Source organism: Streptomyces sp. JLBG701, from assembly GCF_058544905.1.
Genome location: NZ_CM178588.1, coordinates 4,922,910 through 4,949,038, shown reverse-complemented (window position 1 = coordinate 4,949,038; position 26,129 = coordinate 4,922,910). Strand labels below are relative to the sequence as shown.

Annotated in this window: 26 protein-coding genes and 1 pseudogene; 10 read left to right on the top strand and 17 right to left on the bottom strand. The window is 70.4% G+C overall.

Annotation, left to right across the window (positions count from 1 at the left end):
* Positions 1 to 36 precede the first annotated feature (36 nt).
* From AC5DRG_RS22635 to AC5DRG_RS22620, 4 genes are all read left to right on the top strand, one after another.
* Positions 37 to 519 carry a MarR family winged helix-turn-helix transcriptional regulator gene (locus tag AC5DRG_RS22635; protein ID WP_491812421.1) on the top strand — a complete coding sequence of 161 codons (483 nt, stop codon included), beginning with the start codon at positions 37 to 39 and terminating at the stop codon, positions 517 to 519.
* 97 nt (positions 520 to 616) lie between these two features.
* Complete coding sequence (locus AC5DRG_RS22630; protein ID WP_491812420.1) at positions 617 to 1,660, top strand: CE1758 family FMN-dependent luciferase-like monooxygenase; 1,044 nt, start codon at positions 617 to 619, stop codon at positions 1,658 to 1,660.
* A gap of 136 nt (positions 1,661 to 1,796) precedes the next feature.
* A complete protein-coding gene (locus tag AC5DRG_RS22625; RefSeq protein WP_389353297.1) occupies positions 1,797 to 2,159 on the top strand; it encodes a DoxX family protein in 363 nt (120 codons plus the stop codon).
* 141 nt (positions 2,160 to 2,300) lie between these two features.
* A complete protein-coding gene (locus tag AC5DRG_RS22620; protein ID WP_491812419.1) occupies positions 2,301 to 2,729 on the top strand; it encodes a DUF6069 family protein in 429 nt (142 codons plus the stop codon).
* Positions 2,730 to 3,027: 298 nt separating this feature from the next.
* Here AC5DRG_RS22620 and AC5DRG_RS22615 read toward each other — a convergent pair whose 3' ends face one another.
* Positions 3,028 to 4,020: an aldo/keto reductase gene (locus AC5DRG_RS22615; RefSeq protein ID WP_491812418.1), complete on the bottom strand. Its 993-nt coding sequence runs from the start codon at positions 4,018 to 4,020 to the stop codon at positions 3,028 to 3,030.
* A 125-nt stretch (positions 4,021 to 4,145) separates the two neighbouring features.
* Here AC5DRG_RS22615 and AC5DRG_RS22610 point away from each other — a divergent pair, with 125 nt between their 5' ends.
* The gene (locus tag AC5DRG_RS22610) at positions 4,146 to 4,775 is read left to right on the top strand and encodes a TetR/AcrR family transcriptional regulator (RefSeq protein ID WP_491812417.1); all 630 of its coding nucleotides are present in this window, start codon (positions 4,146 to 4,148) and stop codon (positions 4,773 to 4,775) included.
* 212 nt (positions 4,776 to 4,987) lie between these two features.
* Here the strand turns inward: AC5DRG_RS22610 and AC5DRG_RS22605 are convergent, their stop codons facing one another.
* The gene (locus AC5DRG_RS22605) at positions 4,988 to 5,605 is read right to left on the bottom strand and encodes a TetR/AcrR family transcriptional regulator (protein WP_491812416.1); all 618 of its coding nucleotides are present in this window, start codon (positions 5,603 to 5,605) and stop codon (positions 4,988 to 4,990) included.
* 98 nt (positions 5,606 to 5,703) lie between these two features.
* Here AC5DRG_RS22605 and AC5DRG_RS22600 point away from each other — a divergent pair, with 98 nt between their 5' ends.
* Positions 5,704 to 6,642, top strand: a complete 939-nt coding sequence (locus AC5DRG_RS22600; RefSeq protein ID WP_491812415.1) for an aldo/keto reductase — start codon at positions 5,704 to 5,706, stop codon at positions 6,640 to 6,642.
* Between the two features lie 490 nt (positions 6,643 to 7,132).
* On the top strand, positions 7,133 to 8,707 hold the full coding sequence (locus tag AC5DRG_RS22595; RefSeq protein WP_491812414.1) for a carboxylesterase/lipase family protein: 1,575 nt from the start codon (positions 7,133 to 7,135) through the stop codon (positions 8,705 to 8,707).
* A gap of 56 nt (positions 8,708 to 8,763) precedes the next feature.
* On the opposite strand, the gene AC5DRG_RS22590 is transcribed toward AC5DRG_RS22595, so the two are convergent.
* Genes AC5DRG_RS22590 through AC5DRG_RS22580 form a run of 3 tightly spaced genes read right to left on the bottom strand, consistent with a single transcriptional unit; the run spans position 8,764 to position 10,784 of the window.
* Entirely contained in the window at positions 8,764 to 9,531 is a 768-nt protein-coding gene (locus AC5DRG_RS22590; RefSeq protein ID WP_491812413.1) for a glucose 1-dehydrogenase, read from the bottom strand.
* A gap of 28 nt (positions 9,532 to 9,559) precedes the next feature.
* Entirely contained in the window at positions 9,560 to 10,102 is a 543-nt protein-coding gene (locus tag AC5DRG_RS22585; protein ID WP_491812412.1) for a cyclophilin-like fold protein, read from the bottom strand.
* Positions 10,103 to 10,118: 16 nt separating this feature from the next.
* Complete coding sequence (locus AC5DRG_RS22580) at positions 10,119 to 10,784, bottom strand: SDR family NAD(P)-dependent oxidoreductase (protein WP_491812411.1); 666 nt, start codon at positions 10,782 to 10,784, stop codon at positions 10,119 to 10,121.
* A gap of 202 nt (positions 10,785 to 10,986) precedes the next feature.
* Here AC5DRG_RS22580 and AC5DRG_RS22575 point away from each other — a divergent pair, with 202 nt between their 5' ends.
* Positions 10,987 to 11,868, top strand: a complete 882-nt coding sequence (locus AC5DRG_RS22575; RefSeq protein WP_491812409.1) for a helix-turn-helix domain-containing protein — start codon at positions 10,987 to 10,989, stop codon at positions 11,866 to 11,868.
* A gap of 29 nt (positions 11,869 to 11,897) precedes the next feature.
* Here the strand turns inward: AC5DRG_RS22575 and AC5DRG_RS22570 are convergent, their stop codons facing one another.
* The gene (locus AC5DRG_RS22570) at positions 11,898 to 12,827 is read right to left on the bottom strand and encodes an NADP-dependent oxidoreductase (RefSeq protein WP_491812408.1); all 930 of its coding nucleotides are present in this window, start codon (positions 12,825 to 12,827) and stop codon (positions 11,898 to 11,900) included.
* A 50-nt stretch (positions 12,828 to 12,877) separates the two neighbouring features.
* On the opposite strand from AC5DRG_RS22570, the gene AC5DRG_RS22565 reads away from it, so the two are divergent.
* Entirely contained in the window at positions 12,878 to 13,504 is a 627-nt protein-coding gene (locus AC5DRG_RS22565) for a TetR/AcrR family transcriptional regulator (protein WP_491812407.1), read from the top strand.
* Between the two features lie 50 nt (positions 13,505 to 13,554).
* Here AC5DRG_RS22565 and moaA read toward each other — a convergent pair.
* The 11 genes and pseudogenes from moaA to AC5DRG_RS22510 form a co-directional block, all read right to left on the bottom strand.
* Positions 13,555 to 14,545, bottom strand: a pseudogene (gene moaA / locus AC5DRG_RS22560) (GTP 3',8-cyclase MoaA).
* 16 nt (positions 14,546 to 14,561) lie between these two features.
* Positions 14,562 to 15,713: an XdhC family protein gene (locus AC5DRG_RS22555; RefSeq protein ID WP_491812406.1), complete on the bottom strand. Its 1,152-nt coding sequence runs from the start codon at positions 15,711 to 15,713 to the stop codon at positions 14,562 to 14,564.
* A 31-nt stretch (positions 15,714 to 15,744) separates the two neighbouring features.
* Positions 15,745 to 17,955, bottom strand: coding sequence for a xanthine dehydrogenase family protein molybdopterin-binding subunit (locus AC5DRG_RS22550; RefSeq protein WP_491812405.1), 2,211 nt, complete (start codon positions 17,953 to 17,955; stop codon positions 15,745 to 15,747).
* Entirely contained in the window at positions 17,952 to 18,929 is a 978-nt protein-coding gene (locus AC5DRG_RS22545) for an FAD binding domain-containing protein (protein WP_491812404.1), read from the bottom strand. Before AC5DRG_RS22545 ends, AC5DRG_RS22550 begins: the two co-directional genes overlap by 4 nt.
* Complete coding sequence (locus AC5DRG_RS22540; RefSeq protein ID WP_389353260.1) at positions 18,929 to 19,546, bottom strand: (2Fe-2S)-binding protein; 618 nt, start codon at positions 19,544 to 19,546, stop codon at positions 18,929 to 18,931. Before AC5DRG_RS22540 ends, AC5DRG_RS22545 begins: the two co-directional genes overlap by 1 nt.
* A 179-nt stretch (positions 19,547 to 19,725) precedes the next feature.
* Complete coding sequence (locus AC5DRG_RS22535; protein ID WP_491812403.1) at positions 19,726 to 20,574, bottom strand: helix-turn-helix transcriptional regulator; 849 nt, start codon at positions 20,572 to 20,574, stop codon at positions 19,726 to 19,728.
* 162 nt (positions 20,575 to 20,736) lie between these two features.
* The gene (locus AC5DRG_RS22530) at positions 20,737 to 21,219 is read right to left on the bottom strand and encodes a hypothetical protein (RefSeq protein WP_491812402.1); all 483 of its coding nucleotides are present in this window, start codon (positions 21,217 to 21,219) and stop codon (positions 20,737 to 20,739) included.
* Positions 21,220 to 21,230: 11 nt separating this feature from the next.
* Positions 21,231 to 21,950, bottom strand: coding sequence for a DUF6152 family protein (locus AC5DRG_RS22525; RefSeq protein WP_491812401.1), 720 nt, complete (start codon positions 21,948 to 21,950; stop codon positions 21,231 to 21,233).
* A gap of 188 nt (positions 21,951 to 22,138) precedes the next feature.
* Complete coding sequence (locus AC5DRG_RS22520; RefSeq protein WP_491812400.1) at positions 22,139 to 23,509, bottom strand: metallophosphoesterase; 1,371 nt, start codon at positions 23,507 to 23,509, stop codon at positions 22,139 to 22,141.
* A gap of 691 nt (positions 23,510 to 24,200) precedes the next feature.
* Entirely contained in the window at positions 24,201 to 25,115 is a 915-nt protein-coding gene (locus AC5DRG_RS22515) for an SDR family NAD(P)-dependent oxidoreductase (RefSeq protein ID WP_491812399.1), read from the bottom strand.
* Positions 25,116 to 25,414: 299 nt separating this feature from the next.
* The gene (locus AC5DRG_RS22510) at positions 25,415 to 25,564 is read right to left on the bottom strand and encodes a hypothetical protein (protein WP_491812398.1); all 150 of its coding nucleotides are present in this window, start codon (positions 25,562 to 25,564) and stop codon (positions 25,415 to 25,417) included.
* A gap of 54 nt (positions 25,565 to 25,618) precedes the next feature.
* On the opposite strand from AC5DRG_RS22510, the gene AC5DRG_RS22505 reads away from it, so the two are divergent.
* Complete coding sequence (locus AC5DRG_RS22505) at positions 25,619 to 26,122, top strand: MmyB family transcriptional regulator (RefSeq protein ID WP_491812397.1); 504 nt, start codon at positions 25,619 to 25,621, stop codon at positions 26,120 to 26,122.
* Positions 26,123 to 26,129 lie beyond the last annotated feature (7 nt).

The window sequence follows — 26,129 nt, the reverse complement described above, 5'->3', positions numbered from 1 at the left end:
AGTTCACGCATGAACTAATCGGGATAGGATGGCGCGGTGAGCACGGAACACTGGAATGCGCGAGAGAGTCAGGCGTGGCGAGGTCTGCTGGATGCGCAGCGCCTGGTGCGCGAGCATGTCGAGAGGGATCTTGCGCGCGAGACGGACCTGTCCCCGCAGGACTACACGGTGCTGGTCGCGCTGACCGAGGCGCCGGAGGGGAGGATGCGCCCCACGGACCTTGCCGCGACCATCAGCTGGGAGAAGAGCCGGCTGTCGAACCATGCGGTGCGCATGGAGAAGCGGGGTCTGGTGTCCCGCGAGGGGTATCGCGGTGACGGACGCGGTTCCGTGGTCGCGGTCACCGATGCCGGGCGTGCGGCGATCCGGTCGGCGGCGCCGCTGCACCGCGCGCACGTGAGGAAGTACTTCATCGACGCGCTGACCACAGAGCAGCAGGAGGCGCTGATCGACATCTCCGCCAGCCTTATCCGGCATGTGACCACCGCAGGTCGGGCCGAGGGGGCGGCCGACGGCTGATGCCCCTCGGGCGTGTAGTTGACGCGTGTACTACCTCCGGGTTAGGTTGTACACGTATCAACTACTTGGCGGGTGTGCCCGCCTGGAAGGTCGCGTCATGGAGTTCGGAATTTTCGGCGTCGGGGACCTGTCCCCTCACCCGGTCACGGGGAAGACGGTCAGCGAGACCGAGAGGATCCGGGGCATCGTCCGCATCGCGCGGCACGCCGACGAGGTCGGCTTCGACGTCTATGCGATCGGCGAGCACCACAACCCGCCCTTCATCTCCAGCGCGGGCGCCGCGATCCTGGCCTCCATCGCCGCGCAGACGACGGACATCACTCTGTCGACGTCGACGACCCTGATCACCACGACCGACCCGGTGCGGATCGCGGAGGAGTTCGCCACCCTGCAGCACCTCGCGGGCGACCGGGTCGACATCATGCTCGGCCGCGGGAACACCCCCGAGGTCTATCCGTGGTTCGGCCAGGACATCCGCCAGGGCATCCCCCTGGCCATCGAGAACTACGCTCTGCTGCGCCGACTCTGGGACGAGGACGTACTCGACTGGGAGGGGAGGTTCCGGGCCCCGCTGCGGGGCTTCACCTCGATGCCCCGGCCGCTGAACGGCACCCCGCCGTTTGTCTGGCACGGCTCGATCCGCTCGCCCGAGATCGCCGAGCAGGCCGCGTACTACGGCGACGGCTTCTTCGTGAACAACCTGTTCATGACCATGGAGTACTTCAAGGACTTCGTCGACTACTACCGCGCCCGCTTCGAACACCACGGCCACGGCCCCGCCGTCGGCGCGATCGTCGGCGCAGGAGGCGGCGCCTTCGTCCGCAGGAACAGTCAGGACGCCGTAGCCGAGTACATGCCCTACTTCCGTGCGGGCAGCCGCTTCCACTCCGCCGACTTCGACCAGGTCACCACGGAGACCGGGCTCACTGTCGGCAGCCCGCAGCAGGTCATCGAGAAGGTCCTCTCCTTCCCCGACTACTTCGGCCCCTACCAGCGCCAACTGTTCGGCCTGGACTTCGGCGGCGTCCCGGAGAAGACCATCCACGAACAGCTCGACCTGTTCGGCTCCGACATTCTCCCCGTCCTGCGCCGCGAAATGCCCACACCTCCGGCAGCCGGAAAGACGCGCACAGCCGCCTGAGCCGCGGCATTCCCGCCTCGCCTCCCTCTCGCCTCCCCCTGCGCACACGCCGTGCGCGGATCGCCCCCTCTGCAGTGGCGTGGGGCACCCCAGTCCCCTCTCTCTGTCCGCATCCGACCTCACGGAGAACTACGCCATGACCATCACCTTCTGGATAGTCGCCGGCCTCGGCACGCTCGTCTTCCTCGCCGCAGGCGGCATGAAGCTCGCCCGAGACCGCGCCGCCCTCAAAGAGGCCAACATGCCCTGGGTGGACGACTTCTCCGCCGGGCCCATCAAGCTCATCGGCCTGGCCGAGGTGCTCGGTGCACTCGGCCTGATCCTGCCCGCCCTGACCGACACCGCGACCGTCCTCAGCCCGATCGCCGGCATCTGCCTCGCGCTGGTCATGCTCGGTGCCGTCAAGGTCCACACCCGCCGCAAGGAATCCCCGGCCGCGCCGGCGGTACTGGCCGTGCTCACCCTCACTGCCGCCGTCCTCGGCTTCGCCGCCCTGTAGAGCCGCGGGCGCGAGACCGCCCACGCATCCAAGTCGCCGGGCGGCTGCCCCACGCCACATCACACGGCACGTCTATCGCGCCCGCGATACACCCGACCTCCCCACGACGCCCGTCGTCCGACCTTCCGGAAAGAAGTCCGTATGTCCTCCGCTGTCTCCTCCCGCCCCCTGGCCGCTTTCGCCCGCACCGTCCTGCCGGCAGCCATCGCCGCGGCGGTCGCCGTCCTCGTCGCCTACCTCCTCTTCGACATGGCGGGAGCCGACTACACCGTCACCACGTCCGGCAGCCAGAGCACGGTGAACGCGCCGATGGCCGGCATCATGACCCTCCTGATGACCCTGGTCGGAGGCGGTATCGCCCTGGCCATCGCCCGGCGGACCGCACGGCCCGGGCGGACCTTCGTCCTGCTCGTGGCGCTCGCCGTCGTCGTGATGGCGGCAGGGCCCCTCACCTCCGCCCACCAGGGCCTGACCATCGCGGCCCTCGAGGTCCTTCACCTGATCGCGGCGGCGACCGTCCTGCTCATCGTCCTGCCGCGCCTCGGCAACCGCCGGACTGCGTCATCCTGATACCCGCCGATCCAGGCAACCCGTACGCCAAGTCACGTTCACCGTGCTTGGTGTACGGGATCCTCGCTGTTCAGCTTCGAGAACGTACGAACCCGCGCGCTTCCGTCTTCGATGTTCTGGAGGTGGCGGGGGCGTGGAGCCGTTGCGCTCCCTACCGCGAGCACCGTGCCGCCCTCGAAGACCTCATTGCCTGCTGCCGCAATCGGCTCGATGTCAGCCGTACCCTTCCATCCGCGCTCCGTTCGGGACGCGTTCGGGACCCTGACGCCGGTTCTCCTCGGTGGGGTGGTGGTGGAGGTCAGTCGGTGGAGAAGCCGGCCAGCATCGCGGCCGGATAGCGGCTGCCGGCCGAGCCGTGCGGCAGGATCTCGGCGATGCGCCCGAGGTCGGCGTCGGTGAGTGCGGCGTCGGCGGCGCCGGCGTTCTCCTCCAGGCGGACGGCGCTGCGCGTGCCGGGGATCGGGACGACGTCCTGGCCCTGGTGGAGCAGCCAGGCCAGTGCGAGCTGGGCGGTGGTGAGGCCCTTGGTGGCGGCGAACTCCTTGAGCTGGTCGGTGGCGCGCAGGTTGTAGGTGTAGTTGTCGCCCTGCCAGCGCTCGTCCCAGCTGCGCATGTCGTCCGCGGGATACTGGTCGGCGGGCTTGACCACGCCGGTCAGGAAGCCGCGGCCGAGCGGGGAGTAGGGCACCAGGCCGATGCCGAGCTCCCTCAGGACCGGCAGGATCTTCTCCTCCAGCTCGCGCTCGAAGAGCGAGTACTCGTACTGCAGCGCGGTGACCGGTGTGACAGCGTGGGCGCGGCGGATGTACTGCGGTCCGACGTTGCTCAGGCCGAAGTACTTCACCTTCCCCTCGGCGATCAGTTCGCCGACCACGCCCGCGACCTCCTCGACAGGCACGTCGGGGTCGGAGATGTGCTGGTAGAAGAGGTCGATGTAGTCGGTCTGCAGGTAGCGCAGGCTGTTCTCGGCGACCCTGCGGATGTTCTCCGGGCGGCTGTCGACCCCGGAACCCAGCGGCTCGGCGGCCACGTCGAAGCCGAACTTGGTGGCCAGCACCACCTCGGAGCGGAAGTCCTTGACCGCCTTGCCCAGCAGGGCCTCGTTGCTCCCGGTGCCGAGGCCGTACAGCTCGGCGGTGTCGAAGAAGTCGATTCCCAGTTCGTGGGCGCGGCGGATGGTCGCGACGCCCTCCTCGTCGTTCGAGGCGCCGTACGCCATGGTCATCCCCATCACGCCCAGACCGAGCGCCGAGACGCTCAGGCCCTGGGAGCCCAGATTGCGGTGCTGCATGGATCCACTTCCTCAGTACTCGCCGGTTCCACTCCGAACGGTTCAAACCAAACCGTTTGGTTTGAACCTAGAGCCGGAAAGCCCTCAGCGTCAAACCGAACAGTTCGGTGTCCTATCCTGTGGTTGTGTCCAACCCTCTCGACGCCGGCCAGACCGCCGCCCCCGCATCCGCTCCCGACGGCGGCGACACGACGCGGGAGCGGATCCTCACCGCCGCCATGGAGGAGTTCGCCCGCCACGGCATCGCCGGCGCCCGCGTGGACCGCATCGCGAAACTCGGCAGGACCAGCAAGGAACGCGTCTACGCCTACTTCCGCAGCAAGGAAGCGCTCTACGCCCACGTCGCCGCACGGGAACTGGCCGTGATCGCCGAGGCCACGCAGATGGACCCGTCCGACCTGCCCGGCTACGCGGGCCGCCTGTTCGACTACTTCACCGCCCGCCCCGACCACCACCGCCTGATCACCTGGGGCCGCCTGGAACTGTCAGGTTCCGAGGCTGCCGAGGACGATCCCACTCCGGCAGTCATCGCCCGCAAAATCGGCCAGCTCAGCCAGGCACAGCGGGCCGGACAGCTCGATCCCGCCTGGGATCCCGCCGACGTCCTCGCCCTGATCAACCAGATCGCCACCACCTGGGCAGCCCAGCCCGAACTCAGCCAGGCCGCGACCGAACACGCCGCGGACCGCACCCTCGCAGCCCGGCGCGCCGCCGTGGTGACCGCAGTCGAGCAGCTGTTCCCCCGGACACGCTGAGGCCACCCGCACCAGCGGCACCCCTGCACGGAAGCCCCGGGTCGCGCTCCACAAGGAAGAGCGATGTCGCCCCAGAGGGGACCGGCAGGACCGGCAAGGGGCGACTCCGACCGACGTCCTCGCACTCCCACGACCCGCAGAGCACGCGAGCCCTCCGCCTCCGGCAGCCCGGTCCTGCCGCCAGTCGAAGAGACTGACCTCTCGCCAGGATCCTATGAATCAGCGGCCGTTGGGGCCGCATCGCCGACAGCGACGGCGGGGAACAGTCGCTGAACAGCTGCGACGATGGCCGCCCGGTGGGCCGCCATGAACGCGTCGCGTTCCGCGCCGACGGGAACGAGGCCGGTCTGGCCTGCCCACGACAGCGCCAGCTGACTGACGAACACGAGGATGTCCTCGGGCTCCCACTCGGGATCGAGGTGGCCTGCCTCCTGCGCCTTCCGCAGCTGCTCGATCTTGCCCCGCAGGGACTCCTGCACCGGGTCGTCGGAAGGAGTCTCCCCGGCGGGGAGTTCCAGCTGGCCCCACATCATCAGCCGGTGGCGTTCGGGATGGCTCGTGGCGTGGTCGTGCATCCGGCCGGCGTAGCCCGGAAGGTCGGTGGGATCCAGCGGGACCGCTTCGGCCATCGCCGCGAGTTCCCGGCCGGCGACGAAGCGGTACAACGCCTCCTTGCTGCGGAAGTACGCGTACACGCGCTCCTTGCCGGTACGCGCGGCCTTGGCGATCCGCTCGACACGCGCTCCCGCGATGCCATGGCGGGCGAACTCGGCGGTGGCCGCAGCGATGATGCGATCGCTGGTGGCGTCGATGCTGCTACGGGGAGGCATGTATCCAGTTTATCAGACCGAACCGTTCGGTCTTGACAGGGCACTCGACGCGTGTACGATCGAACCGAAACGTTCGGTCTGACTTACAGGAGCACCTCATGCAGCAGCGCAATCTGGGCCGGCAGGGTCTGACCGTGTCCGAGCTCGGCTACGGCGCGATGGGCACCGCCGTCGGCTACGGCCCCTCGGACGACACCGGATCGATCACCGCGATCCGCCGCGCACACGAACTCGGCGTGACCCATTTCGACACCGCGGAGATGTACGGCTGGGGGGAAGGCGAGAAGCTGCTCGGCAACGCTCTCGCACCCATCCGTGACGAGGTGACCATCGCGACCAAGTTCGGCCTTACCCCGACCTTCGCCCCGAACTCACGGCCGGAGCACATCCGGGAGGTCGTCGACAACAGCCTCCGCAACCTGAACACCGACGTGATCGACGTGCTCTACCAGCACGGTCCCGACCCCAGCGTCCCGATCGAGGACGTGGTCGGCGTGATGAAGGAGTTCGTCGACGCCGGCAAGGTCAAGTACCTCGGCCTGTCCAACACCGACAGCGACGCCATCCGCCGGGCCCACGCGGTGCACCCGATCTCCGTCCTTCAGCACGAGTACTCGATCTTCGCCCACGACTCCGAGCAGTTCTTCCCCGTACTGGAGGAGCTCGGCATCGGGCTCGTCGCCTACTCCCCGCTCGCCCGCGGCTTCCTCAGTGGCGCCGTCAAGTCCCGCGAGCACTACGACGCGGGCGACTTCCGCCAGATGATTCCCTGGTGGGCCCCGGAGAACTTCGACCAGAACCTCTCCATCGTCAACGAGCTCACCAAGATCGCGGAGAGCAAGGACGTCACCCTGTCGCAGCTCGCCCTGGCCTGGCTGCTCGCGAAGAAGGACTACATCGTCCCGATCCCCGGATCCCGCAGCCCCGAGCGCGTCGCGCAGAACGTCGCCGCCGCCGACCTCAAGCTGACCGCCGACGACCTCGCCCGCATCGCCGAGATCGCACCCGACGGCGCCATCGGCGGACGAGGTATGTGACACACCCGTCCGACAGAAATCTTCCTTGCCCGCATGGGAAAGGACCCGCATACGGCATGGGCCCGCGCCCCCTCGGGAGGGGGCGCGGGCCCATGCCGTCATTGCGGCGCCTGCGCACCAAGTCGGCTCCCACAGCGGAGTTGCGGCGATGCCTGCGCAGAAGGGGGCGTCGCCGTCCCGCCGGAGGTACGGACCGCCCTCGACGCCGGCATCGAGACCACGCGTCCGCCCGCCAATACCGCCGTACAGGTGGCCGACCTGTACCGGCCGGAACTCGTGTTTGAGGTGGAAGACCTCGCCATCGTCCCGTGGTGACTGGGCAAGCCCCTGCAGGCGCCTCTCAGAGTTGGGCGCACGGGGGAGGAATCTCTCCCTCCTTCCTTGGCGCGAGACGTGGAAGTCTCGCCGATCAGGCGGTCGTCAACGTCGATTCGTCGTGCTGCCGGTCTCGGCTTTCGTCTCACGGTTCCACCCTGGAAGGGGCACCCCATTGAGTCAGGATCTTGGGCGTAGAGGATTTCTCGGGCTCACAGGTGCGAGCGTCGCCGGTGCGGCACTCGGGACGGGTGCCTTCGCCCCCTCCGGCGCCTCGGCGAACTCCCGCGGTGGCCATGGCACCCGGTCGGTCGTCGTCACCACGCGCTCGGGCAGGGTGCGGGGGGTCGAGCGCAGCGACGGTGCGCTGGTCTGGAAGGGCATGCCCTATGCCGCTGCGCCGACCGGACGGCGACGCTTCGCTCCACCGCAGCCGGCAGCGTCGTGGACGGGGGTGCGCGACGCGACAGAGTACGGCCATGCCGCACCGCAGGTGCCTCTGCTGCCGGGCCTGCCGGAGACGCCGAACCAGAGCGAGGACTGTCTATACCTCAACGTGTGGTCCCCGTCGACCACCGGGAAGAAGCCGGTGATCGTGTGGATCCACGGCGGCGGGTTCATCGCCGGGACGGGCAACGACCCGACCTTCGACGGAGCGCAGTACGTACGGCGGGACTGCGTCGTCGTCACCTTCAACTACCGGCTGGGCGCCTTCGGCAGCCTGTACCAGCCGGACCGCTTCGGTTCGGGGAACCTGCGGCTGCTGGACCAGATGGCCGCGCTGCGCTGGGTGCGCGACAACATCGCCGCCTTCGGCGGGGACCCGTGGGCCGTCACCGTCATGGGTGAGTCGGCGGGCGCCATGTCCATCGGCGCGCTGCTCGGTACGCCCAAGGCACGGGGGCTGTTCCGCCGGGCCGTCATCCAGAGCGGCGGCCCGCGCCCCGTCCACACCGCCGAGTTCGCGTCCGCGACCCGGGAGGCGGTCATGCGCTCCCTCGGAGTCTCGGACGCCTCACGCCTGACGGCGGTGTCGACCGCGGAACTGCTCGACGCCTCGGTGCAGGCCTCGAACGATCCTCAACTGCTGGAGCCGTTCGGCCATGTGATCGACGGGCAGGTGCTGCCCCGGCATCCGCTGGGGGCCGTGGACGGGAGCGTCGATCTGCTGATCGGCACCTGCAACATGGAGATCGAGCCGTTCATGGGCTCGCCGGTCTTCCCGCGCCGCTTCGAGACCCTCGCACGCCAGGCCACGGGCGACCGTGCCTGGGACCGTCTCCTCAAGGTGTACGGCGACACCGCTCTCCCCGGTCACACGACCCTCAACGACGTGCTCAGCGGCTGGTTCGTCGTGATGCCGTCGGTGTGGCTGGCCGAGTACGCCCACCGAGCCGGCGCCAACGTGTGGCAGTACACCTTCGACTACGCGCAGGCCGGCCCCTTCGGGCCCACCCACGGCAGCGACGTCCAGTACACCTTCGGCAACTTCGGGCAGGGCGACTTCACCGGTGCCGCGCCGACCGACCTCCCGACGGCACGGGCCCTGTCCTCGAAGATGGTGGACGCGTTCGCCGCGTTCGCCCGCCACGGTTCCCCTGCGACCCAGGCGCTGCCGAACTGGCCGGCCTTCACTCCTCGCCATCGGGCCTGCCTGTCCTTCGACGTGGAGCCGCGTCTGGTCGACGACCGCCTTGCCGACGCCCGGCGCGAGGCGTGGGACGGGGTCGATCCCTTCGCCGTCTGCTGACACCTGACGATGCCCTGGGGGCCGCCGTCCATTGCGTGACGGCGGCCCCCACGCCGTCATCGGGCGACGTAGCCGCCGTCGACGGGGAGGGCGACGCCCACGACGAAACCCGCTCCCGGGCTGCACAGCCACAGGACCGCCTGGGCGATCTCCTCGGCCGTACCGAGGCGATTGATCGGCTGGTTGGCCTCGGCCTCGGCGCGGTCGAGTTCCCCCTTGGTGATCATGTCGCGGACCATGGGGGTGTCGATGGTGCCGGGGCAGACGGCGTTGATCCGGATGCCGCGCGGGGCGTACTCCAGAGCGGCGCTGGTGGTCAGGCCGATCACCCCGTGCTTGGAGGCGTGGTAGGAGGCACGGCCGGGGAGGCCGACCAGGCCGCCGAGCGAGGAGCAGTTGACGATGGCGCCGCTGCCCTGGGCGCGCATGTGCCGCAGCTCGTGCTTCATGCAGGCCCACACGCCACGGAGGTTGATGGCGTTGACGCGGTCGAACCGCTCGGCGGGTTCGTCGGCGGCGTCGCTGGGCGGGATCTGGATACCGGCGTTGTTGAAGGCCGTGTCGAGGCGGCCGAAGGTCTCCACAGTGCGGTCGACCGCGGCGGCGACCTGCTCTTCGTCGCTGACGTCGCAGGTGACGGCGAGGACGTGGTGACCCGCGCCGGCGAGTTCTTTGACCGCCGCGTCGAGCGCCGCTTCGTCGATGTCGGCGAGAGCGACGGCGGCTCCGGCCTCGGCGAAAGCGCGGGCGGTCGCCAGGCCCATGCCGGAGCCGGCGCCCGTGACGAAGGCGACCTGGCCGGTGAAGTCGTAGGCGGGGTTCACGTTTTTCTCCCGTTGAGAGTGGGCCGGGTCAGGAGGCGGCTTCGATGGTGACCTTGGTGGCGGTGGCGAGGCGTTCGGTGTCGCCGTTCACGCGGCCGAGGATGATCAGGCCGGCGTCGCTGGAGCCGCTGCCGCGGTAGTAGAGGGCCAGATTGCCCCAGGGGGCGTAATAGGCCAGGTCACCGGGCTTGGCCTCGGCGGCGTCCGGGGCGCCGGAGGTGGACAGTCGACGCGGCAGATCGGCGATCCGCTCCGTCTGGTGGAAGTCGCTCAGGTTCAGGGTGAGCGGGAGCAGGGCGGCGAAGTCGCGGGCCGTGGCGCTGTCGTCGAGGGTGGCGTCGACCTGGTGGCCGTCGATGGTGAGCCTGATGTTCATGGCGGTGCTCTTGTCGTCGGACGGTGTGACGGGTGCGGTGGCAGTCGGTGTTCGCTGTGCCGCGGAAGCGGAGGACGCGGAAGCGGAGGACGGGGAAGACGGGGAGGGCGGCGCCTCGTCGGTGCAGGCGGCCACCGCGAGCAGTAAGGCTGTCGGGACGGCACGGGCAAGGCCGACACGGGTGGTTGTGGTCACGGCGTCCTCCAGAGCATCAGTCGGGCAGGGGCTCGGCGTAGTGGCGGAAACCGTCCCTCTCGTGGTGAATGTCGTACAGACGCCGGGCCAGGACGTCGGGGCTGCTGTGCTCGGCGTCGGGCCGAATCGCGCCCGGGGCGATCAGCTGGGCGACGTGGATGTTCTCCGGAGCGAGGGCGTCGTGGAGCATGCGGGCGTACGCGCTCTCGGCGGCGAAGGCGACGGAGGTGCCGGCCCGGTCGGGGTGCGGGCGTACGGCGCTCCCGCCGTTGACGAACAGCAGGGTGCCGCGGCCGAGCTCGCGCATGCCGGGCAGGACGGCGTTCACCGCGCTGACGGGCCCCTTGACGGAGAAGGCGAGGGGCGCGTCGAGGTCGTCGGCAGTCGCGTCGAGGACCGGCTTCATGAAGTCGGCACGGGGCACGGGGCTGTACTGGAGGATCTCGACGGGTCCCAGGGCGGTCGCGGCCGCGTACAGGGCCTCGTTCAGCGACTCGATGTCGAGTACGTCGGCGGTGAAGCCGCGGGCCTGGACGCCGTCGCGGGCCAGCTCGGCCGCCAGCTCCTCCAGTCGCTGCGGATTGCGAGCGATGAGGGCGACGGAGTGGCCGGCGGTTCCGAAGCGGCGGGCGGTGGCGAGCCCGAGGCCGGGGCTGGCGCCGATGAGTGCAAAGGTCGTCATGGTGACTTTGCTTTCGCAGGGATTCGTGCTCGGTCAGGGCTGGAGAAGGGCCTTGGTGACATGCCGCAGCCGGGGGTGTGCAGCAGCTGTTCGATGTCGAGCGTCACACGCGAAGGCAGGGGCGAAAAGCGGAGGGATCTATCGGGGGAGGGAAACATCCTGGGTGGAAACTCTCCCTCCTTCCTCAGGTTCGATCAGTGCCATGCTGGGCAGCATGACCGGCAATGTGCCCCTCAATGAGCTGGGAGAATTCCTCAAGAAGCGCCGTTCGGAGCTGAGTCCGCGCGCTGTCGGCCTGCCCGAGACAGGTGGGCCCCGCCGTGTGGACGGGCTGCGGCGCGAGGAGGTCGCTCAGCTCGCCAGCATCAGCACCGACTACTACACGCGCCTCGAACAGGGCCGTATGCAGGCGTCCGCACCCGTACTGGACGTGCTCGCCCGGGTGCTCCATCTGGACGACGACGAGCGCGGCTACCTCTTCCAGCTCGCGGGCCGGACCACCACCCGTACCCGGCGGCGCGGTCGGCAGACGGTCCAGCCGCAGCTGCAACGGGTCCTGGACGACCTCACCGCCACCCCGGCCATCGTGCAGGGCAGGCGCGGGGACATCCTGGCCTGGAACGCCCTGGCCGCCGCGCTGGTCACCGACTTCTCCCGCATCCCGGAGAAGCACCGCAACTATCCCCGGCTCATCTTCACCGACCCGGCCATGCGCACCCTGTACGCCGACTGGAACGCCTCCGCCCAGATCGCCGTCGCCCAGCTGCGGATGGAGGCCGCGAGGTATCCGGAGGACCCTCGGCTGATCGAGCTGGTCGGTGAACTGTCCCTGCGGGACAAGCAGTTCGCCCAATGGTGGGGCGAACACCGCGTCGCCGCCCGCACCGTGGGCACCAAGACCCTCAACCACCCGGTCGTCGGCGAACTCGTCCTCGACTGGGACACGTTGACCGCCAACACCGACCCCGACCAGCACCTCACCGTCTGGACCGCCGCCCCCGGCTCCCCCACCCACGACCGGCTGCGCATCCTCGCCTCCTGGGCCGCCGACCAGCATCTGCCGGCCTCTCCCCCTCTCGCCTGAGGTCCGGCGAACACTGTCCTGAGGCGGCCTTAGAAGGTGAGGACGATCTTTCCGCGGGCGTGGCCGGTCTCGCTCAGCTCGTGCGCCGCAGCCGCGTTGTCGATGGTGAAGGCAGCCGCGAGCGGCACGGTGAAGCGGCCCTGCTGGGCGAGGGCGGCGGCCGCGGCGAGTCCTTCGACCGCCTGCGGGTCCGCTCCGGGGCCCGCCGAGGTCGACAGGTGGACTCCGTGCTTCGCGGCGTTCAGGTCGGCGATGGTCACCACCCGGTCCGGGCTTCCGGCGATCTCCACCAGATCGGGCAGCGAGCCGGATCCGGCGCAGTCCAGGACGGCGTCGACCCCGTCCGGCGTCAGGGCGGCGACCCGCTCGCCCAGCCCGGGTCCGTACGTGGTCGGTATCGCCCCCAACTCCGCGACGAACTCGTGATTGTGGGCGCCGGCCGTCCCGATGACGGTCGCACCGCGGGCCACCGCGAGCTGGACGGCGACCGTGCCGACCCCACCGGCCGCGCCCTCGATCAACAGGGTCGTGCCGGCGGTGACCTTCAGCCGGTCGAGGGTGCGCGTGGCGGTCTCGACGTTGGCAGCCGCGCCGCCGGCCTCCTCCCAGCTCAGCGCGTCCGGCTTCGGCGCCCAGACCGCCAGGACGGCATACTCGGCGTTCGCACCGCCGAGCACCGCGAGATCGACGATGCCGAAGACCTCGTCGCCCCGCCGGACACCGGTGACCCCGGCGCCGACCTCGTCGACCACGCCCGCGGCATCCACGCCGAGCACGTGGGGCAGGCCCACCGGCATCAGGTCGCGGAACCGGCCCGAACGGAGGGAGCAGTCGGAGGGAGTGACACCCGAGGCCCGTACGGCCACCCTGATACGGCCCGGTCCCGCGTGTGGCTCCGGTACGTCGGAAACTTCCAGGACGCTGGTGGGGCCGTACTCGGAGAAGGTCAGTGCTCTCATGGCCTCGGACGCTAACGGAACACCCCGTCCGTTTGGCTAAAGTGAGAGCGGTGACGAACCGTTTGCCTCACTCCCTGCGCTCCGATGCCCGGGACAACCGCGAGCGCATCCTCGCCGCGGCCCGTACGACGTTCGCCGAGCAGGGGCTGGACGTCGCGATGCGCGAGGTCGCGCGACGGGCCGAGGTCGGCCCCGCGACCCTCTACCGGCACTTCCCCACCAAGGAGGCGCTGGTCACCGAGGCCTTCAGCGAGCAGATGACGGCCTGCAGCGCCCTCGTCGACGAGGGACTGGCCGATCCGGACCCCTGGCACGGCTTCTGCCTGATGGTCGAGAAGGTGTGCGAAATGCACGCACGGGACCGGGGCTTCACCGCGGCGTTCGTCTCGGCCTTCCCCCGCGCGATCGACTTCGCCGCGGACCGGGAGCGGGCATGGGGCAAGGTCGCGGAACTCGCCCGCCGGGCCAAGGCAGCGGGCGGACTGCGCCCGGACTTCGTCCTCGACGACCTGATCATGATGCTCATGGCCAACGGCGGCATCCGGACCACCTCGACGACCGCCGCAGTGGCCGCCTCACGACGCTTCGCCGCGCTGCTGATCCAGGGCATGCGCGCCCAGCCGGCCATCCCCGCACTGCCACCGGCGGTCCGGCTGCCGCTGAGGGTTGTGACCTAGTTCCGCGTCAGGCAGCGGGCACCCCTCTGACGGGCGTCCGCGCACAGGCGTCACCCTCCGATGGCTGACATGGGTCGGTCCGGCTGGACGAAGGACGGGTCGTCCAGGCCCGCGCCTGCCTTCTTGCCCCACATCGCCTCGCGCCAGATGCGGGCTATCTCCTCGTCCGGGGCGTCCGAGCGGAGGGCCGCGCGGAGGTCGGTCTCCTCGCGGGCGAAGAGGCAGGTGCGGATCTGGCCGTCGGCTGTGAGGCGGGTGCGGTCGCAGGGCCGCGCAGAACGGGCGGGTGACCGAGGCGATGACACCCACGACGTGCGGGCCGCCGTCCACCAGCCAGCGCTCCGCCGGAGCCGAGCCGCGCTTGTCCGAGCCCTCCTCCGTCAACTCGAAACGGGTACGCAGGGAGGCCAGGATGTCGCCCGCCGTCACCATGCCCTCGCGCTTCCAGCCGTGCTGCGCGTCCAGCGGCATCTGCTCGATGAACCGCAGCTCGTAGTCGTGCTCGACCGCCCACGCCAGCAGGTCCGGAGCCTCGTCCGCGTTCAGGCCCCGCATCAGCACCGCGTTCACCTTGACCGGGGTCAGGCCGGCCTCGTGGGCCGCGTAGAGGCCCTCGATGACGTCCTTGTGACGGTCCCGGCGGGTGAGCGTCCTGAAGACGTCCGGGCGCAGGGTGTCCAGGGAGACGTTGACCCGGTCCAGGCCCGCCGCCTTCAGGGCGGTCGCGGTGCGCTTGAGGCCGATGCCGTTCGTCGTCAGGGACATCTGGGGGCGCGGGGCCAGGGCCGCGACCCGCTCCACGATGCCGACCAGACCCGGTCGCAGCAGGGGCTCGCCGCCGGTGAAGCGGACCTCCTCGATGCCCAGCAGGCGGACGGCTATGTCTATCAGGCGGACGATCTCGTCGTCCGTGAGCAGGTCCGGCTTGGCCAGCCACTGCAGGCCCTCCTCGGGCATGCAGTACGTGCACCGCAGGTTGCAGCGGTCGGTCAGTGAGACGCGCAGGTCGGTGGCCACTCGGTTGTAGGTGTCGATGAGCACGTGGTTCCTGTTCCGCTCACGCCGTCAGGGGAACGTCCGAAGCAGCGACACCGGACACTCGGTGGATCGGTCCGGTGACCCGGGTCAGGGGCAGGCCGGTGCTCCGGTTGGCGTGGGCGATGATCTCGGCAGTGATGGAGATGGCCGTCTCCTCGGGGGTACGGGCGCCGAGGTCGAGGCCGATCGGGGAGCGCAGCCGGGCCAACTGCCCGTCGGTGACGCCGACTTCACGCAGCCGGCGCAGGCGTTCCTCGTGCGTGCGGCGGGAGCCCATCGCACCGACGTAGCCCACGGGCAGGTCAAGGGCGAGCCGGAGCAGGGGGACGTCGAACTTCGGGTCATGCGTCAGGACGCAGACGACGGCGCGCCGGTCGAGCCGCTGGGTGTCGAGGTAGCGGTGCGGCCAGTCGACGACGACCTCGTCGGCGTACGGAAAGCGTTGCGCGGTGGCGAAGGTGGGCCGTGCGTCGCAGACCGTGACCCGGTAGCCGAGGAACGCCCCGGCCTGCGCGAGCGCCACGGCGTGGTCGATCGCGCCGAAGACGAGCATGCGGGGAGCGGGTAGGGCGCACTCCACCAGCAGCGTCAGCGGGTCGGCGCCGCTGGTGTGCGGGCCGACCTTCACCGTCCTGGTGCCTCCCGCCTCCAGTGCGGCGCGTGCCTGGGCCAGCGCCTCCCGGTCGAGACCGGCGTTGCCGAGACCGCCGACGTGACTGCCGACGCCGCGTACGGTCATCGCCCGCCCCAGCAGCTGCCCTGGGCCCTCGACGACCGTGACCAGGGCGATGGCCCGGCCGTCGGCGGCGTCCGCCAACGCGGCGCGCGGCTGCGGGCGTTGCGGGGCGTCGATGCGCTGGACGAGGACGTCGAGTTCGCCTCCGCAGGTGAGACCGACCGCGAACGCGTCGTCGTCGCTGTAGCCGAAGCGATGTACGGCCGCCCCGGCACCGGCATCCTCGGCCAGCAGTTCGGTGCACAGTGCGTGGACGCTGCCTTCGACGCAGCCGCCCGAGATGCTGCCGAGGGCGCTGCCGTCCCGGTCGACGGCGAGCGTGGCGCCGGGTGGGCGCGGTGCGCTGCCGCGTACGGCCGTGACGGTGGCCACCGCGAGGGGCGCGCCCTCGTCCTCGTCGAGGCGCCTCAGTAGTTCCTTGCCCAGTTCGAGCATGAGTGTCGTTCCTGACAGGCGTGTTGAGGGATCAGCCCAGGAGTTTGTCGAGGGTGATGGGCAGGTCGCGGACGCGGATGCCGGTGGCGTTGTGGACGGCGTTGCCGATGGCCGCGGCCGCGCCGACCGAGGGGAGTTCGCCCAGGCCGCGGGCGCCGAGCTCGCTGACGACCGGGTCGGGCCGGTCGAGATAGTGGACGTCCAGGTCGGGGATGTCGGCGTTGACGGGCACCAGGTAGTCGGCGAGGTTTCCGGCGGCGAACCGCCCGGACTCCTCCATGGGGTTGGCCTCCAGCAGGGCGTGTCCGATGCCGAAGATGACCGCGCCGGAGATCTGGCTGCGGGTCGTCCGCGCGCTCATGATGCGGCCGGCGTCGATGACGGTCGTGAACCGGGTGACGCGGGGTTCGCCGGTGAGACGGTGCACCTTCACCTCGCAGAAGTGCGCGCCGAAGCTGTTCAGGGCGTACTGGTCGGGCGGCGGGGGCGCCGACGAGGCCGCCGTGGCCTGGACCCGGGGCAGGCCGATGGTCTGGAGCAGGCGCCGGAAGGTGACGGAGCGTCCGCCGCCGCTGATCCGACCGTCGCTGTAGGTGACGTCGTCCTTGTCCAGGCCGTGGAAGGGCGAGCGCTCGTTCTCCACCGCCTGGTCGATCAGGGCGGTGACGGCCGCGCGGGCCGCCGCCTGTACGGCGGGGACGGAGCTGGCGGTCGCCAGGGAGCCGGCGGCCATCGCTCCCGCGGGCAGCGCGGAGTCGCCCAGGTCCGCCGTGACCCGTTGCAGCGGGATGCCCAGGGCGTCCGCGGCGGTGACGGCGATGACGGTGCGCGCTCCGGTGCCGAGGTCGGCGGTGGCGGTGCCCACGGTGGCGGTGCCGTCGGCCTCGAAGCCGACCCGGGCCTGGGCGGGGATTCGGCCGCCCCCGTAGATGGCGGTGGCCATGCCCATGCCGATGAGCCAGTCGCCCTCACGGTGCGAGCGCGGCCGGGCGTTGCGGCGCGACCAGCCGAACCGCTCGGCCCCGACGCGGTAGCACTCGTCCAAGTGCTTGCCGGACCAGCGCAGCCCGGTGCCGGGGACGGTGACGGCGTAGTTCTTGCGCCGCAGCTCCAACGGGTCCATGCCGAGCTTGTCGGCCAGTTCGTCCATCGCCGTTTCCACGGCGAAGGCGCCGGGTGACTCGCCGGGGCCGCGCATCGCGCAGACCGGCGGCACGTCGAGTTCGACGAGACGCTGGTCGATCGCGAGGTTCTCCGTCTTGTACAGCAGGGTCGAGGTCCCCTGGGCGGGGAGCATGGGCCATGCGCTGACGGCGGGATCCTCCGCGTCCGACTCGTGCGCGACCACCTTCAGCGTGCCGTCGGCCGAGGCGCCGAGCCGCACCCGCTGGGTGAGGGCCGAACGGTGGCCGGTGAGGACGAAGACCTGCTCGCGGGTGAGGACCAGCTTCACGGGCCGCTTGAGTTCCCGGGCCGCGGCGGCCGCGAGCACCGGCTCGCTCCAAGTGGGCGCCTTGCTGCCGAACCCGCCGCCGACGTAGGGGTTGACCACCCGTACCCGGTCCGGCTCGACCCCGATGCGTGCGGCGATGCTCTGGGCGTGGATCAGCGGGGCCTGGGTGCCAGTGTGGATGGTCAGGTGCCCTTCGTGCCAGATGGCGAGGGCGGCGTGCGGCTCCATCGCGGCATGGCTCTGCGCGGGCTGGGTCACGGTCGTGCTCACGGTGACGTCGGAGGAGCGCAGGGCGTCCTCGATCGAGTCGACCCCGGCTGCCAGCACGGTCGACCTGGCCGGTCCCCCACGGTCCGAGGGCGGCGCCGTGGTGCCCGGTGACTCGGCCGACAGGGAGGTCCGCGGCTCCTGCGCGTCGTAGGTGGCGGTGACGAGACCGGCGGCATAACGGGCCTGCTCGAAGGTCTCGGCGACGACCAGGCCGATGATCTGGCCGCGGTAGCGGACTCTGGTGTCCTGGAGCGGGGCGTAGTTCTCGACGATGGGGCCGCCGGCCGGCGCGTAGAGCTTGAGCGGGTTGAACGGCGTGTACACGGCGACGACACCGGGGGCCTTGGCCGCCGCGGTAGTGTCCATGGCGCGCACGGTGCCCTTGCCGATCGTGGCCTGCACGAGATAGCCGTACGCCTTGCCCTGTGCCTGGTAGTCGGCGGCGTACCTGGCCCGTCCGGTGACCTTGGGCCGGGCGTCGACGCGGTCGAGGTCGCGGCCCACGGGAGACAGCGTCATCGGGCACCTCCGAGCTCGGTCAGGGCGCGCTGCACGGTCCGGCGCACCAGGGTGGTCTTGTAGGCGTTGTGGGTCAGCGGGCGGGCTCCGTCGTCGGCGAGCGCCGCCGCCTCCTCGAACGTGGCGGCCGTGCGGGGGCGGCCGGCCAGGGCGCGTTCCACCGCCGACAGCCGCCAGGGACGGGTGCCGACACCGCCGACCGCGACACGGGCCTCGACGACGGTGTCCCCGTCCAGGCGCAGGGCCACCGCGGCCGAGGCAAGGGCGAACTCGTACGACTGCCGGTCACGGATCTTCAGGTACGACGAGCGCCGCGCCCAGGCCAGCGGGGGCACGATGACCCCGGTGATCAGCTCGGCAGGCTTCAGCGCGTTCTCGATGTGCGGGGTGCTGCCCGGCAGCCGGTAGAACTCCCGCAGGGGGATGGCGCGTTCGCCGTCGGGGCCGCGCAGGCTCAGGACCGCGTCCAGGGCCATCAGGGCGACGGCCAGATCGCTGGGGTGCGTCGCGACGCAGGAGTCGCTGGTGCCGAGGATCGCGTGGATGCGGTTCTCGCCGTGGAGGGCGGAGCAACCGCTGCCCGGTTCGCGCTTGTTGCAGGGGGTGGTCACATCGCGGAAATAGCCGCAGCGGGTGCGTTGCAGCAGGTTGCCGCCGATGCTCGCCATGTTGCGCAGCTGGGGGGAAGCGCTCAGGTCCAGTGCCTGGCTGATGACGGGGTAGTGGGTGCGGACCAGGGGGTGCGCGGCCACGTCGCCCATGCGCTCCAGCGCACCGATGCGCAACCCTCTCTCGTCACGGGAAATGCCGTGCAGCGGAAGGCGGTTGATGTCGACCACACTGCGCGGGGTCAGCACGCCGAGCTTCATCAGGTCGACCAGGGTCGTGCCGCCTGCGAGGTAGGCGCTGGAGTCGTTCGACCGGTCCAGTGCGGAGCGCACGCTGGTGGGTGCGGTGAATCCGAAGGTGCGCATCAGCTCATCGCCTTCTTGCCGTCCTGCACGGCCCGCACGATGTTCGGGTAGGCACTGCACCGGCAGATGTTGCCGGACATGTGCTCCCGGACCTCGTCGTCGGTGTGCGCGCGCCCCTCCTCGACCAGCGCCACGGCCGACATGATCTGGCCCGAGGTGCAGAAGCCGCACTGGAACCCGTCGCGGTCGACGAACGCCTGCTGCATCGGATGCAACCGGTCGGCGGAGGGTTCCAGGCCCTCGATGGTGGTGACCTCGCTCCCGTCGGCCGCCGCCGCCAGCGTCAGACAGGACAGCACCCGGCGGCCGTCCACATGGACCGTGCACGCACCGCACTGGCCGCGGTCGCAGCCCTTCTTGGTGCCGGTCAGCTCCAGCCGCTCGCGCAGCGTGTCCAGGAGTGTGGCGCGGGGGTCCAGGTGCAGGGTCTGCGCGCTGCCGTTCACCTTCAGGCGCACGGTCAGCGTGCCGTCCGGCGCGGAATCGGCGGGGGTCGAGCCCTGGGCCACACCGACGGCTCCGACGCCGACGGCCCCCACGGCGGCGGTGCCGCCGAGGAAGCCGCGACGGGAGAACCGGGAGCCGGTCTGCCTGTGTTGGCCTGTGGATTCCTGCATGAGCGCTCCTGGGTGCCTCGTCGGGGAAGGGTCCATGGGCACCGGGCGTCAGACATGGGCCGTCGCATTCCGGCCCGTACAGCCCGGTGGACGCTCAGCATGGCAAGGACCCGGCAGCGGAGGGAGGGACCGTTTGTCCGCCCATCGACGATCCCTGGCTGAGGTCTTGCCGGGCACGCTCAGGCGCTGATACGCCCGTGCGCGAGCACGTTGAGGAGCTGGAGCTTGTCGTGGTCCTCCGAGCCCGGGGTCGCCGTGAAGACCAGCAGGGCCTGGGCCTGGTTCTCGGTGAACAGCACCTGGCAGTCCAGGTCGAGCGCGCCGACCTCGGGGTGCAGCAGCGTCTTGCGCCGCCCGACCTGCACGGCGACCTCGTGCAGCTCCCACAGCTCCCTGAACTCCTCGCTGCGCCGGCACAGGTCGCCGACCATGGCCACGAGGCGCGGGTCGTCACCGCCGCGCGACAGAGCCGCGCGCAACCCCGCGACGTGCGTGCGGCTCTGTAGCGCGTGCTCGGCCCGTGCGTAGCGGTCGCGTGCCCGCGGGTCGGTGAACCACCGGTAGAAGCCGCTGCGGGCCATGCCCGTGTACTGGGTCTCGTCGCCCAGCAGCGCGGTGGCGAGACGGTTTTGTACGAGGGTCTCCGCGAGATCGGAGATGACCTGTGCCGGGGTGTCCTCCAGCCGGTCCAGTACCCGCATCAGCCCCGGGCTGACGTGCTCCTCACGGCGCACCCGTACCGGCACACCGTGCCCGGCGAGGCGGAAGAGGTGGTCGCGTTCGTCAAGACTGAGCCGCAGGGCGCGGGCCAGCGCGGCGAGGAGTTGCTCGGACGGGCGCGGGCCGCGCTGCTGTTCGAGGCGGGCGAGGTAGTCCGTCGACATCCCGGCGAGCACCGCGACCTCCTCACGGCGCAGCCCGGTCGCCCGGCGCCGCGCTCCCTTGGGGAGGCCCACGTCCTGGGGCTGAAGTGCCTCGCGGCGCCGCCGCAGGAAGTCCGCCATGGCTGCCTGATCGAAATGCTCCATACCCCCATCATCCGAGCGGGCGGTGACGGCAGCCAGGGATCGGCGATCCCTGGCTGGGCGGTAGCCGCGGACCGCCTCTCCCCGAATGGGCGGTCTGAACCGCCGACTCGTATGGCTGTAGCGTCGGAATCCGTCCCCCGACGGCTCCATCCGCTGTGGCGGTCAGGTATAGGCCAGGAGCCTCCCCGCGATCGTGACACCCGACCACGACGTGAGGGAGACGACCGCGGCGAGCCGAGCGGCGACAGGCGTCGGCTGGTCCATATCCCAGTCGGCCACGCTGCGGTAGGTCCGCCGATGGAAGACCAGGATGTTCAGACCTGCGAGCAGGATGAGGCCGAGCTTCCACGGAGCACTGCCACGGTCGGCGATGAGACTCGCGCCGGGCAGAAACATGACCACGCCGGTGGCTGCCGCGATCACGAAGCCGAGGTGTGACAGGCGGAGCAGATAGTTGGCCGCGGTCGTCACCCGCAGCGCCCGCCGGCCGAGCCCCAGCAGCCGAAGATCGAATGCCGCGGCCGGACCGATGAGGAGGGCGATACCGATGATGTGGACGCTCTCGAGCATCGGGTACAGGTAGGCCGTGCCACGGACGGCCTCGGAGAACCCGCTGTCCTCCAGCCAGGAGAAGACACTGTCCATGACGAGCGCCATCACCCTCGGGGCGAGCGTGCTCGCAGGTAGAAGGCTCCACCTGCGACGACGGCGACCAGTACGCCACCGAGCGCGGCCCACACCACGATCGGTGACGTGCCCTCGGAGTCCGCTGCGGCCGACGGGGAATCCTGGTCGGCGTCAGCGGACGGTGCGTCGCCCTCCGGATACGGGACCGTCAGTGGCGTCGCCGGGAGTTCCTCGTTGAGCACCTGGTTGACAGGCTTCCCCTCTTCGTACCAGAACACGACCGGACGGAACTCGTCGGTGTGACTCTTGCCGACGTAGCCGACGGCTTCGATCCGCTCGCCCTCGTCGAGCTCGCGGTCCAGGCCCCACATCCCCGTGAAGCTCGGCGGCGCGATGGTGACCTCCAGCTCGTCGTGAGAACCGCTGTAGGACGGTGCGGCGTTGATCGGGTCGCTGTCGGGAGCGTCCCGCAGTCCTTCAGGCAGATCGCGCTCGGGTGTGCCGGCGGGGAGATCGCTCTCGACGGTCACGGTGAAGTGGGAGTGCGGCTCGCCCCAGCGGACCTGCGAGACGGTACCCGCTATGTAGTAGAGGCGACCGGTGTCGTAGTCGTCGAACCCGTGATGCGCCTGCGCGGCACCCGCCGAGAACAGGATGAGCATCGTCGCGGAGACCAGGGACGCTGTCCATAGCCTGATGCGACGGGCGCTGGTGCGAGCCAGCGGCGCGGCGATCGTGGTGAAGCGCATGGCGAGTCGATCCTTCCGGAGGGCTTGGAGTGGTCCGCATCCAGCGGACCTCATCGTGCAGGGAACAGGGAGTGCCTGCCGTGGGAGGTACTAGGTACTGACAGGGCACTTTCAGTGGGAGTCTTCGGTGCGGACTACGACCAGGGTCTTTCGTTCGGATCAGACCGGCATGATCCGAACGAGAGGCCCTAGGCCTGGCGTGAGGCGAGTTGGACGACCGTGATGTCGGACGGTGCGCCCACGCGGACCGGTGGGCCCCAGGCACCGGCCCCCCGGCTCACGTAGAGCTGGGTGTCGCCGTAACGTTCGAGCCCGGCAACGGTGGGGTTGGCCAGTTCGGCGAGGAAGTTGGCGGGCCAGAGCTGGCCGCCGTGAGTGTGGCCGGAGAGCTGGAGGTCCACACCGTGGCGAACGGCATCGTGGATCACGACGGGTTGGTGGGCGAGGAGCACGGCGGCGCGGGAACGGTCGCGGTCACCGAGCGCCCGGACGAAGTCGGGCCCCTGGCCCTCGTCCACGCCGCGAACGTCGTTGACCCCCGCCAGGTCGAACCCCGGCAGCTCGGTGCGTGCGTTCTCCAGTGGTCGCAGCCCCAGGTCACGTACCTTGTGGATCCACTGCTCGGCGCCCGAGAGGTACTCGTGGTTGCCGGTGACGAAGTACGCCCCGTGCCGCGCCCGGAGTTGGGCGAGCGGCTGTACGGCGGAGCCGAGGTCATCGACGCTGCCGTCCACCAGATCGCCGACGACCGCGATCAGGTCGGGCTGCGTCGCGTTGATGGTGTCGACAACCCGTTGGGAGAAGCCGCGGCCCAGGATCGGGCCGAGGTGCACGTCGCTGACCACGGCGATCCGGAACCCGTGTGCGCTGCGGGGCAGTTTGGCCAGGGGAACGGTGACGCGCTTCACCTGCGGGCCACGCAGGACGCCGTACGTGCCGTGGCCGACGGTCCCGACCGCGACGGCCGCTGCGGCACCGCCCACGACGCGGGAGACGAACAGGCGCCGCGAGGGCGGGGCAGGAGCGGTGGTGGGCGACGGCTCGGGCTCCTGTACGGGCGCGGGTCCCCGTACAGCGACCCGCTCGGCAGTGTCCCGTACGTCACCCGACTCGTCGCGTTGTGTGGTGACGGACCGGAGCTCACCGGCCAGGACGAGTGCCTCGTCCCGCTCGGCTCCGGGCTCAGCAGGGTGTACCGCCGTGGCTTCCGCGCCCTGCCGCGTCTTGTGTTCCGCTCCGGTGTCCCGCCGCGCGAGCACGCGGCGCAGCAGGGGACGGACGATCTCGCCCGCCAGAAGGGCGAGCAGCAGGTACAGGAAGAGCGCCAGCCACAGGTATCCGGGCCAGGCCAGGATCTGCTGGAGGAGGAACGGCGCTCCCGCGCGGTCGGCCACCAGGGTGCCCACCGTGAGCAGGGGACCGGCCACGAAGACGACGCTTCCTGCTCGCAGGAGGGCCGAGCCCCGGGCCGTGGTGTCGCGTACGAGGCGGCGCCACGCGTACCAGTGGAGTGCACCGAAAGCGGCCAGTACGGCGATGGGGGCCAGCACATTGACCACGGCTCGGCGCTGTCCTTCCTTGAGACGTTCCCGACGATGACTCGGCCTGGGGCGGAGGCGTACCTCTACGGCTTGTGACCGGTCGCGTCACGGGACGTGCGGGTGATCCGCGACCCGATGTCCGCAGTCTGCGGAGCCCGATGGTCGCGACGGATGTCCACAGCACATTAACCAGGGGACTGCAGATCGAACGCCCCGCCAAGGGGGGCGAATTTCCTCCCTGGATAACGGCGGTCATGCCGATCAGGAGCCCGAGACGGGCATCGACGTGGTCCGTGACGGCTGGTTCAGGCAGATGGCCGACGCCGAACGCCTGCTCGCCGCCTACGAGTTGTCCTCCGGCGACACGGCACTCTCGCTCCAGACGGTGTAGGACCGGGCCCGTCGGCCCGCGCACCCTGGTCGGCGAGGTCGCGCAGTTGGTCCGGGGCCAGGGCCAGGCCGATCAGCATGTCGCCCGGTTCGTCACCGGGTCGGCCGGTGCACCGGGCGAGCCAGAAGCCCACCGCGTCGTCCACTGTGTCGCCGTCCAGGCGGGCCAAGGCGCCGCAGGACACCGATCAGAGAGGATGACACGCGAGCGCGACCCCTGTTCATGATGAAAGGCTTCGACAACCTTGATCATCAGGTTCGCGTTCACTGCTGCCAGTCGGGCTGTTCGGTCACTGTTCGATCTATCCGTCCTCGCTGCTCACGCCGCGGTGAATCGTTCGGCGGCATCCCAGAGTTCGCCTTCGCGCCGTGGGTCGTAGGACTCCTCCGACGAGTGGTCCACACGGGTGCGGTCTACGTAGGAGCCGGTCGGCGCCTGGAACGTGCCGAGGACGACGTCAGCGAGACAGCGGCCCGCGGCATTGCGGCTGGTGGCGAACGGGGTGAGGGTCATCACCGGCAGGATGCGCCGCATCGCGAACCGGGAGACGGGGTCGGCATTGCGGGCAAGGTCGGTGCCGGGGACGAAGCCCGGGTTGTAGGCGACAGCGTCGATCCCGGCCGGCAGGCGGCGCGCGTACTCGTGCACGAGGTAGATGGCGGCCAGCTTGCTCGTCGAGTACGCAGTGCGCCCAGCGACCACGGTGGCTGGCTTGGGAAAGGCGCAAGTGCGGGCGAGGACGTCCGGCGACTTCCATGCCGGGCCGGGAACCATGCCCATGTTGTGCCTGAAGTCGCCGAAGTGGGTGTCACTGGCGGTGATCACGATCCGGGCGGGAGCGATGAAGCGGTCCCAGAGCAGGCGGACGAACAGGTGGTTGGCGAGCACGTTTACGGCGAAGGTGGACTCGAACCCATCGGGTGTCTCGGTGAGCGCGTTCGCGTACTGCATGCCCGCGTTGCCCACGAAGCCGCGCAGCGGCGGCAGGTCACCGCTATCGAGCCGGTCGCAGATCTCGGTAGCGGCCGAGCGGACGCTGCCCAGCGAGCCGAGGTCCGCCGAGACGTGTGAGACCGCGTGCCCGCCCGTAGCGAGTTCCGCAGCGAGCTGTGCGCCGGAGGACCCGCGGGCAACGACGAGGAGGTGCACGTCCGGCGACCGACGCAGGATGCGCCCCGCAGCGACGCGACCGATCCCGCGGCTCGCGCCCGTCATCACGATGGTGTGCTTCATGCAAGGCTCCTTCGCTGCTTCGCCGAGGCGCCCGGCTCGGACACATCTCCACGCTCGCCGCTTGCACCACCGCCAACCAGTGCCGTCCCCGTCACTAGGACCGGCAGTACCCAGGCTGATGCGGCGCCGCGCGGCGAGAATGACCCCATGGCTTCCTCCCGCTCCGACTTCGGCGCCCTCCTGCACGCCTGGCGAGACCGCCTGGCTCCGGCCGACGCCGGCTTCCCCGTGACGGACGGCCGTCGTGCCCCGGGACTGCGCCGCGAGGAGCTCGCGCAACTGGCCGGGCTTTCCGTCGACTACGTCCTGCGCAGGGACGCGCGAAGAACCCCTCGGCCCAGGTCGTCGGCGCCCTCGCCCGGGCCCTTCAGCTCTCCAACGCCGAGCGCGACCAGCTCTACCGGAGCACCGGGCTCCTGCCGCCGCAGGACGGGACTGTCAACACCCATGTACCCGCGGGCATCCAACGGCTCGCCGCGCGTCTGGGCGACGTCCCGGTCGGCGTGTTCAGCGCGGACTGGTCCCTGGTGTGGTGGAACACCTTGTGGAGCGCCGTGTTCGGCGACGCCGCCGTCGTCCCGCCCGCCGAACGCAACCTCGCCCGCGCGCTCTTCGGCAACGGCCTCGCACACGCCGCGATGCTGCCCGTCCAATCCGAGCGCGGACCAGACGTCTTCGAGGCGTCGATCGTCGCCGACCTCAAGGACGCGGTGTCCCGCTATCCCGGGGACGCCCAGCTCGATCGTCTGGTACAGGAACTGCGCGTCGTGTCCGACGCCTTCGCTCATTACTGGGCCGCTCAGACGACCGCCGCCCAACACACCACTGACCGCAAGACGATCCAACATCCGAAGATCGGCAACATCCAGCTCGACTGCGACGTCCTCATCGTCCCCGGTGCCGACCTGCGTCTGGTCGCCTACACGGCAGCGACCGGAAGCAGCGACGCGGGGAAACTGGACCTTCTTCGCGTCACAGGTGGCCATACCGCCACCGCGTTCCCCTGACCGACGG

Excerpts from the sequence above, each read along its gene's own strand:
- AC5DRG_RS22630 (WP_491812420.1), top strand. The coding sequence starts at position 617 with ATGGAGTTCGGAATTTTCGGCGTCGGGGACCTGTCCCCTCACCCGGTC.
- AC5DRG_RS22625 (WP_389353297.1), top strand. The coding sequence starts at position 1,797 with ATGACCATCACCTTCTGGATAGTCGCCGGCCTCGGCACGCTCGTCTTC.
- AC5DRG_RS22620 (WP_491812419.1), top strand. The coding sequence starts at position 2,301 with ATGTCCTCCGCTGTCTCCTCCCGCCCCCTGGCCGCTTTCGCCCGCACC.
- AC5DRG_RS22615 (WP_491812418.1), bottom strand. The coding sequence starts at position 4,020 with ATGCAGCACCGCAATCTGGGCTCCCAGGGCCTGAGCGTCTCGGCGCTC.
- AC5DRG_RS22605 (WP_491812416.1), bottom strand. The coding sequence starts at position 5,605 with ATGCCTCCCCGTAGCAGCATCGACGCCACCAGCGATCGCATCATCGCT.
- AC5DRG_RS22600 (WP_491812415.1), top strand. The coding sequence starts at position 5,704 with ATGCAGCAGCGCAATCTGGGCCGGCAGGGTCTGACCGTGTCCGAGCTC.
- AC5DRG_RS22580 (WP_491812411.1), bottom strand. The coding sequence starts at position 10,784 with ATGACGACCTTTGCACTCATCGGCGCCAGCCCCGGCCTCGGGCTCGCC.
- AC5DRG_RS22575 (WP_491812409.1), top strand. The coding sequence starts at position 10,987 with ATGCTGGGCAGCATGACCGGCAATGTGCCCCTCAATGAGCTGGGAGAA.
- AC5DRG_RS22570 (WP_491812408.1), bottom strand. The coding sequence starts at position 12,827 with ATGAGAGCACTGACCTTCTCCGAGTACGGCCCCACCAGCGTCCTGGAA.
- AC5DRG_RS22555 (WP_491812406.1), bottom strand. The coding sequence starts at position 15,713 with ATGCTCGAACTGGGCAAGGAACTACTGAGGCGCCTCGACGAGGACGAG.
- AC5DRG_RS22550 (WP_491812405.1), bottom strand. The coding sequence starts at position 17,955 with ATGACGCTGTCTCCCGTGGGCCGCGACCTCGACCGCGTCGACGCCCGG.
- AC5DRG_RS22545 (WP_491812404.1), bottom strand. The coding sequence starts at position 18,929 with ATGCGCACCTTCGGATTCACCGCACCCACCAGCGTGCGCTCCGCACTG.
- AC5DRG_RS22540 (WP_389353260.1), bottom strand. The coding sequence starts at position 19,546 with ATGCAGGAATCCACAGGCCAACACAGGCAGACCGGCTCCCGGTTCTCC.
- AC5DRG_RS22535 (WP_491812403.1), bottom strand. The coding sequence starts at position 20,574 with ATGGAGCATTTCGATCAGGCAGCCATGGCGGACTTCCTGCGGCGGCGC.
- AC5DRG_RS22530 (WP_491812402.1), bottom strand. The coding sequence starts at position 21,219 with ATGGACAGTGTCTTCTCCTGGCTGGAGGACAGCGGGTTCTCCGAGGCC.
- AC5DRG_RS22525 (WP_491812401.1), bottom strand. The coding sequence starts at position 21,950 with ATGCGCTTCACCACGATCGCCGCGCCGCTGGCTCGCACCAGCGCCCGT.
- AC5DRG_RS22515 (WP_491812399.1), bottom strand. The coding sequence starts at position 25,115 with ATGAAGCACACCATCGTGATGACGGGCGCGAGCCGCGGGATCGGTCGC.
- AC5DRG_RS22510 (WP_491812398.1), bottom strand. The coding sequence starts at position 25,564 with ATGGGTGTTGACAGTCCCGTCCTGCGGCGGCAGGAGCCCGGTGCTCCG.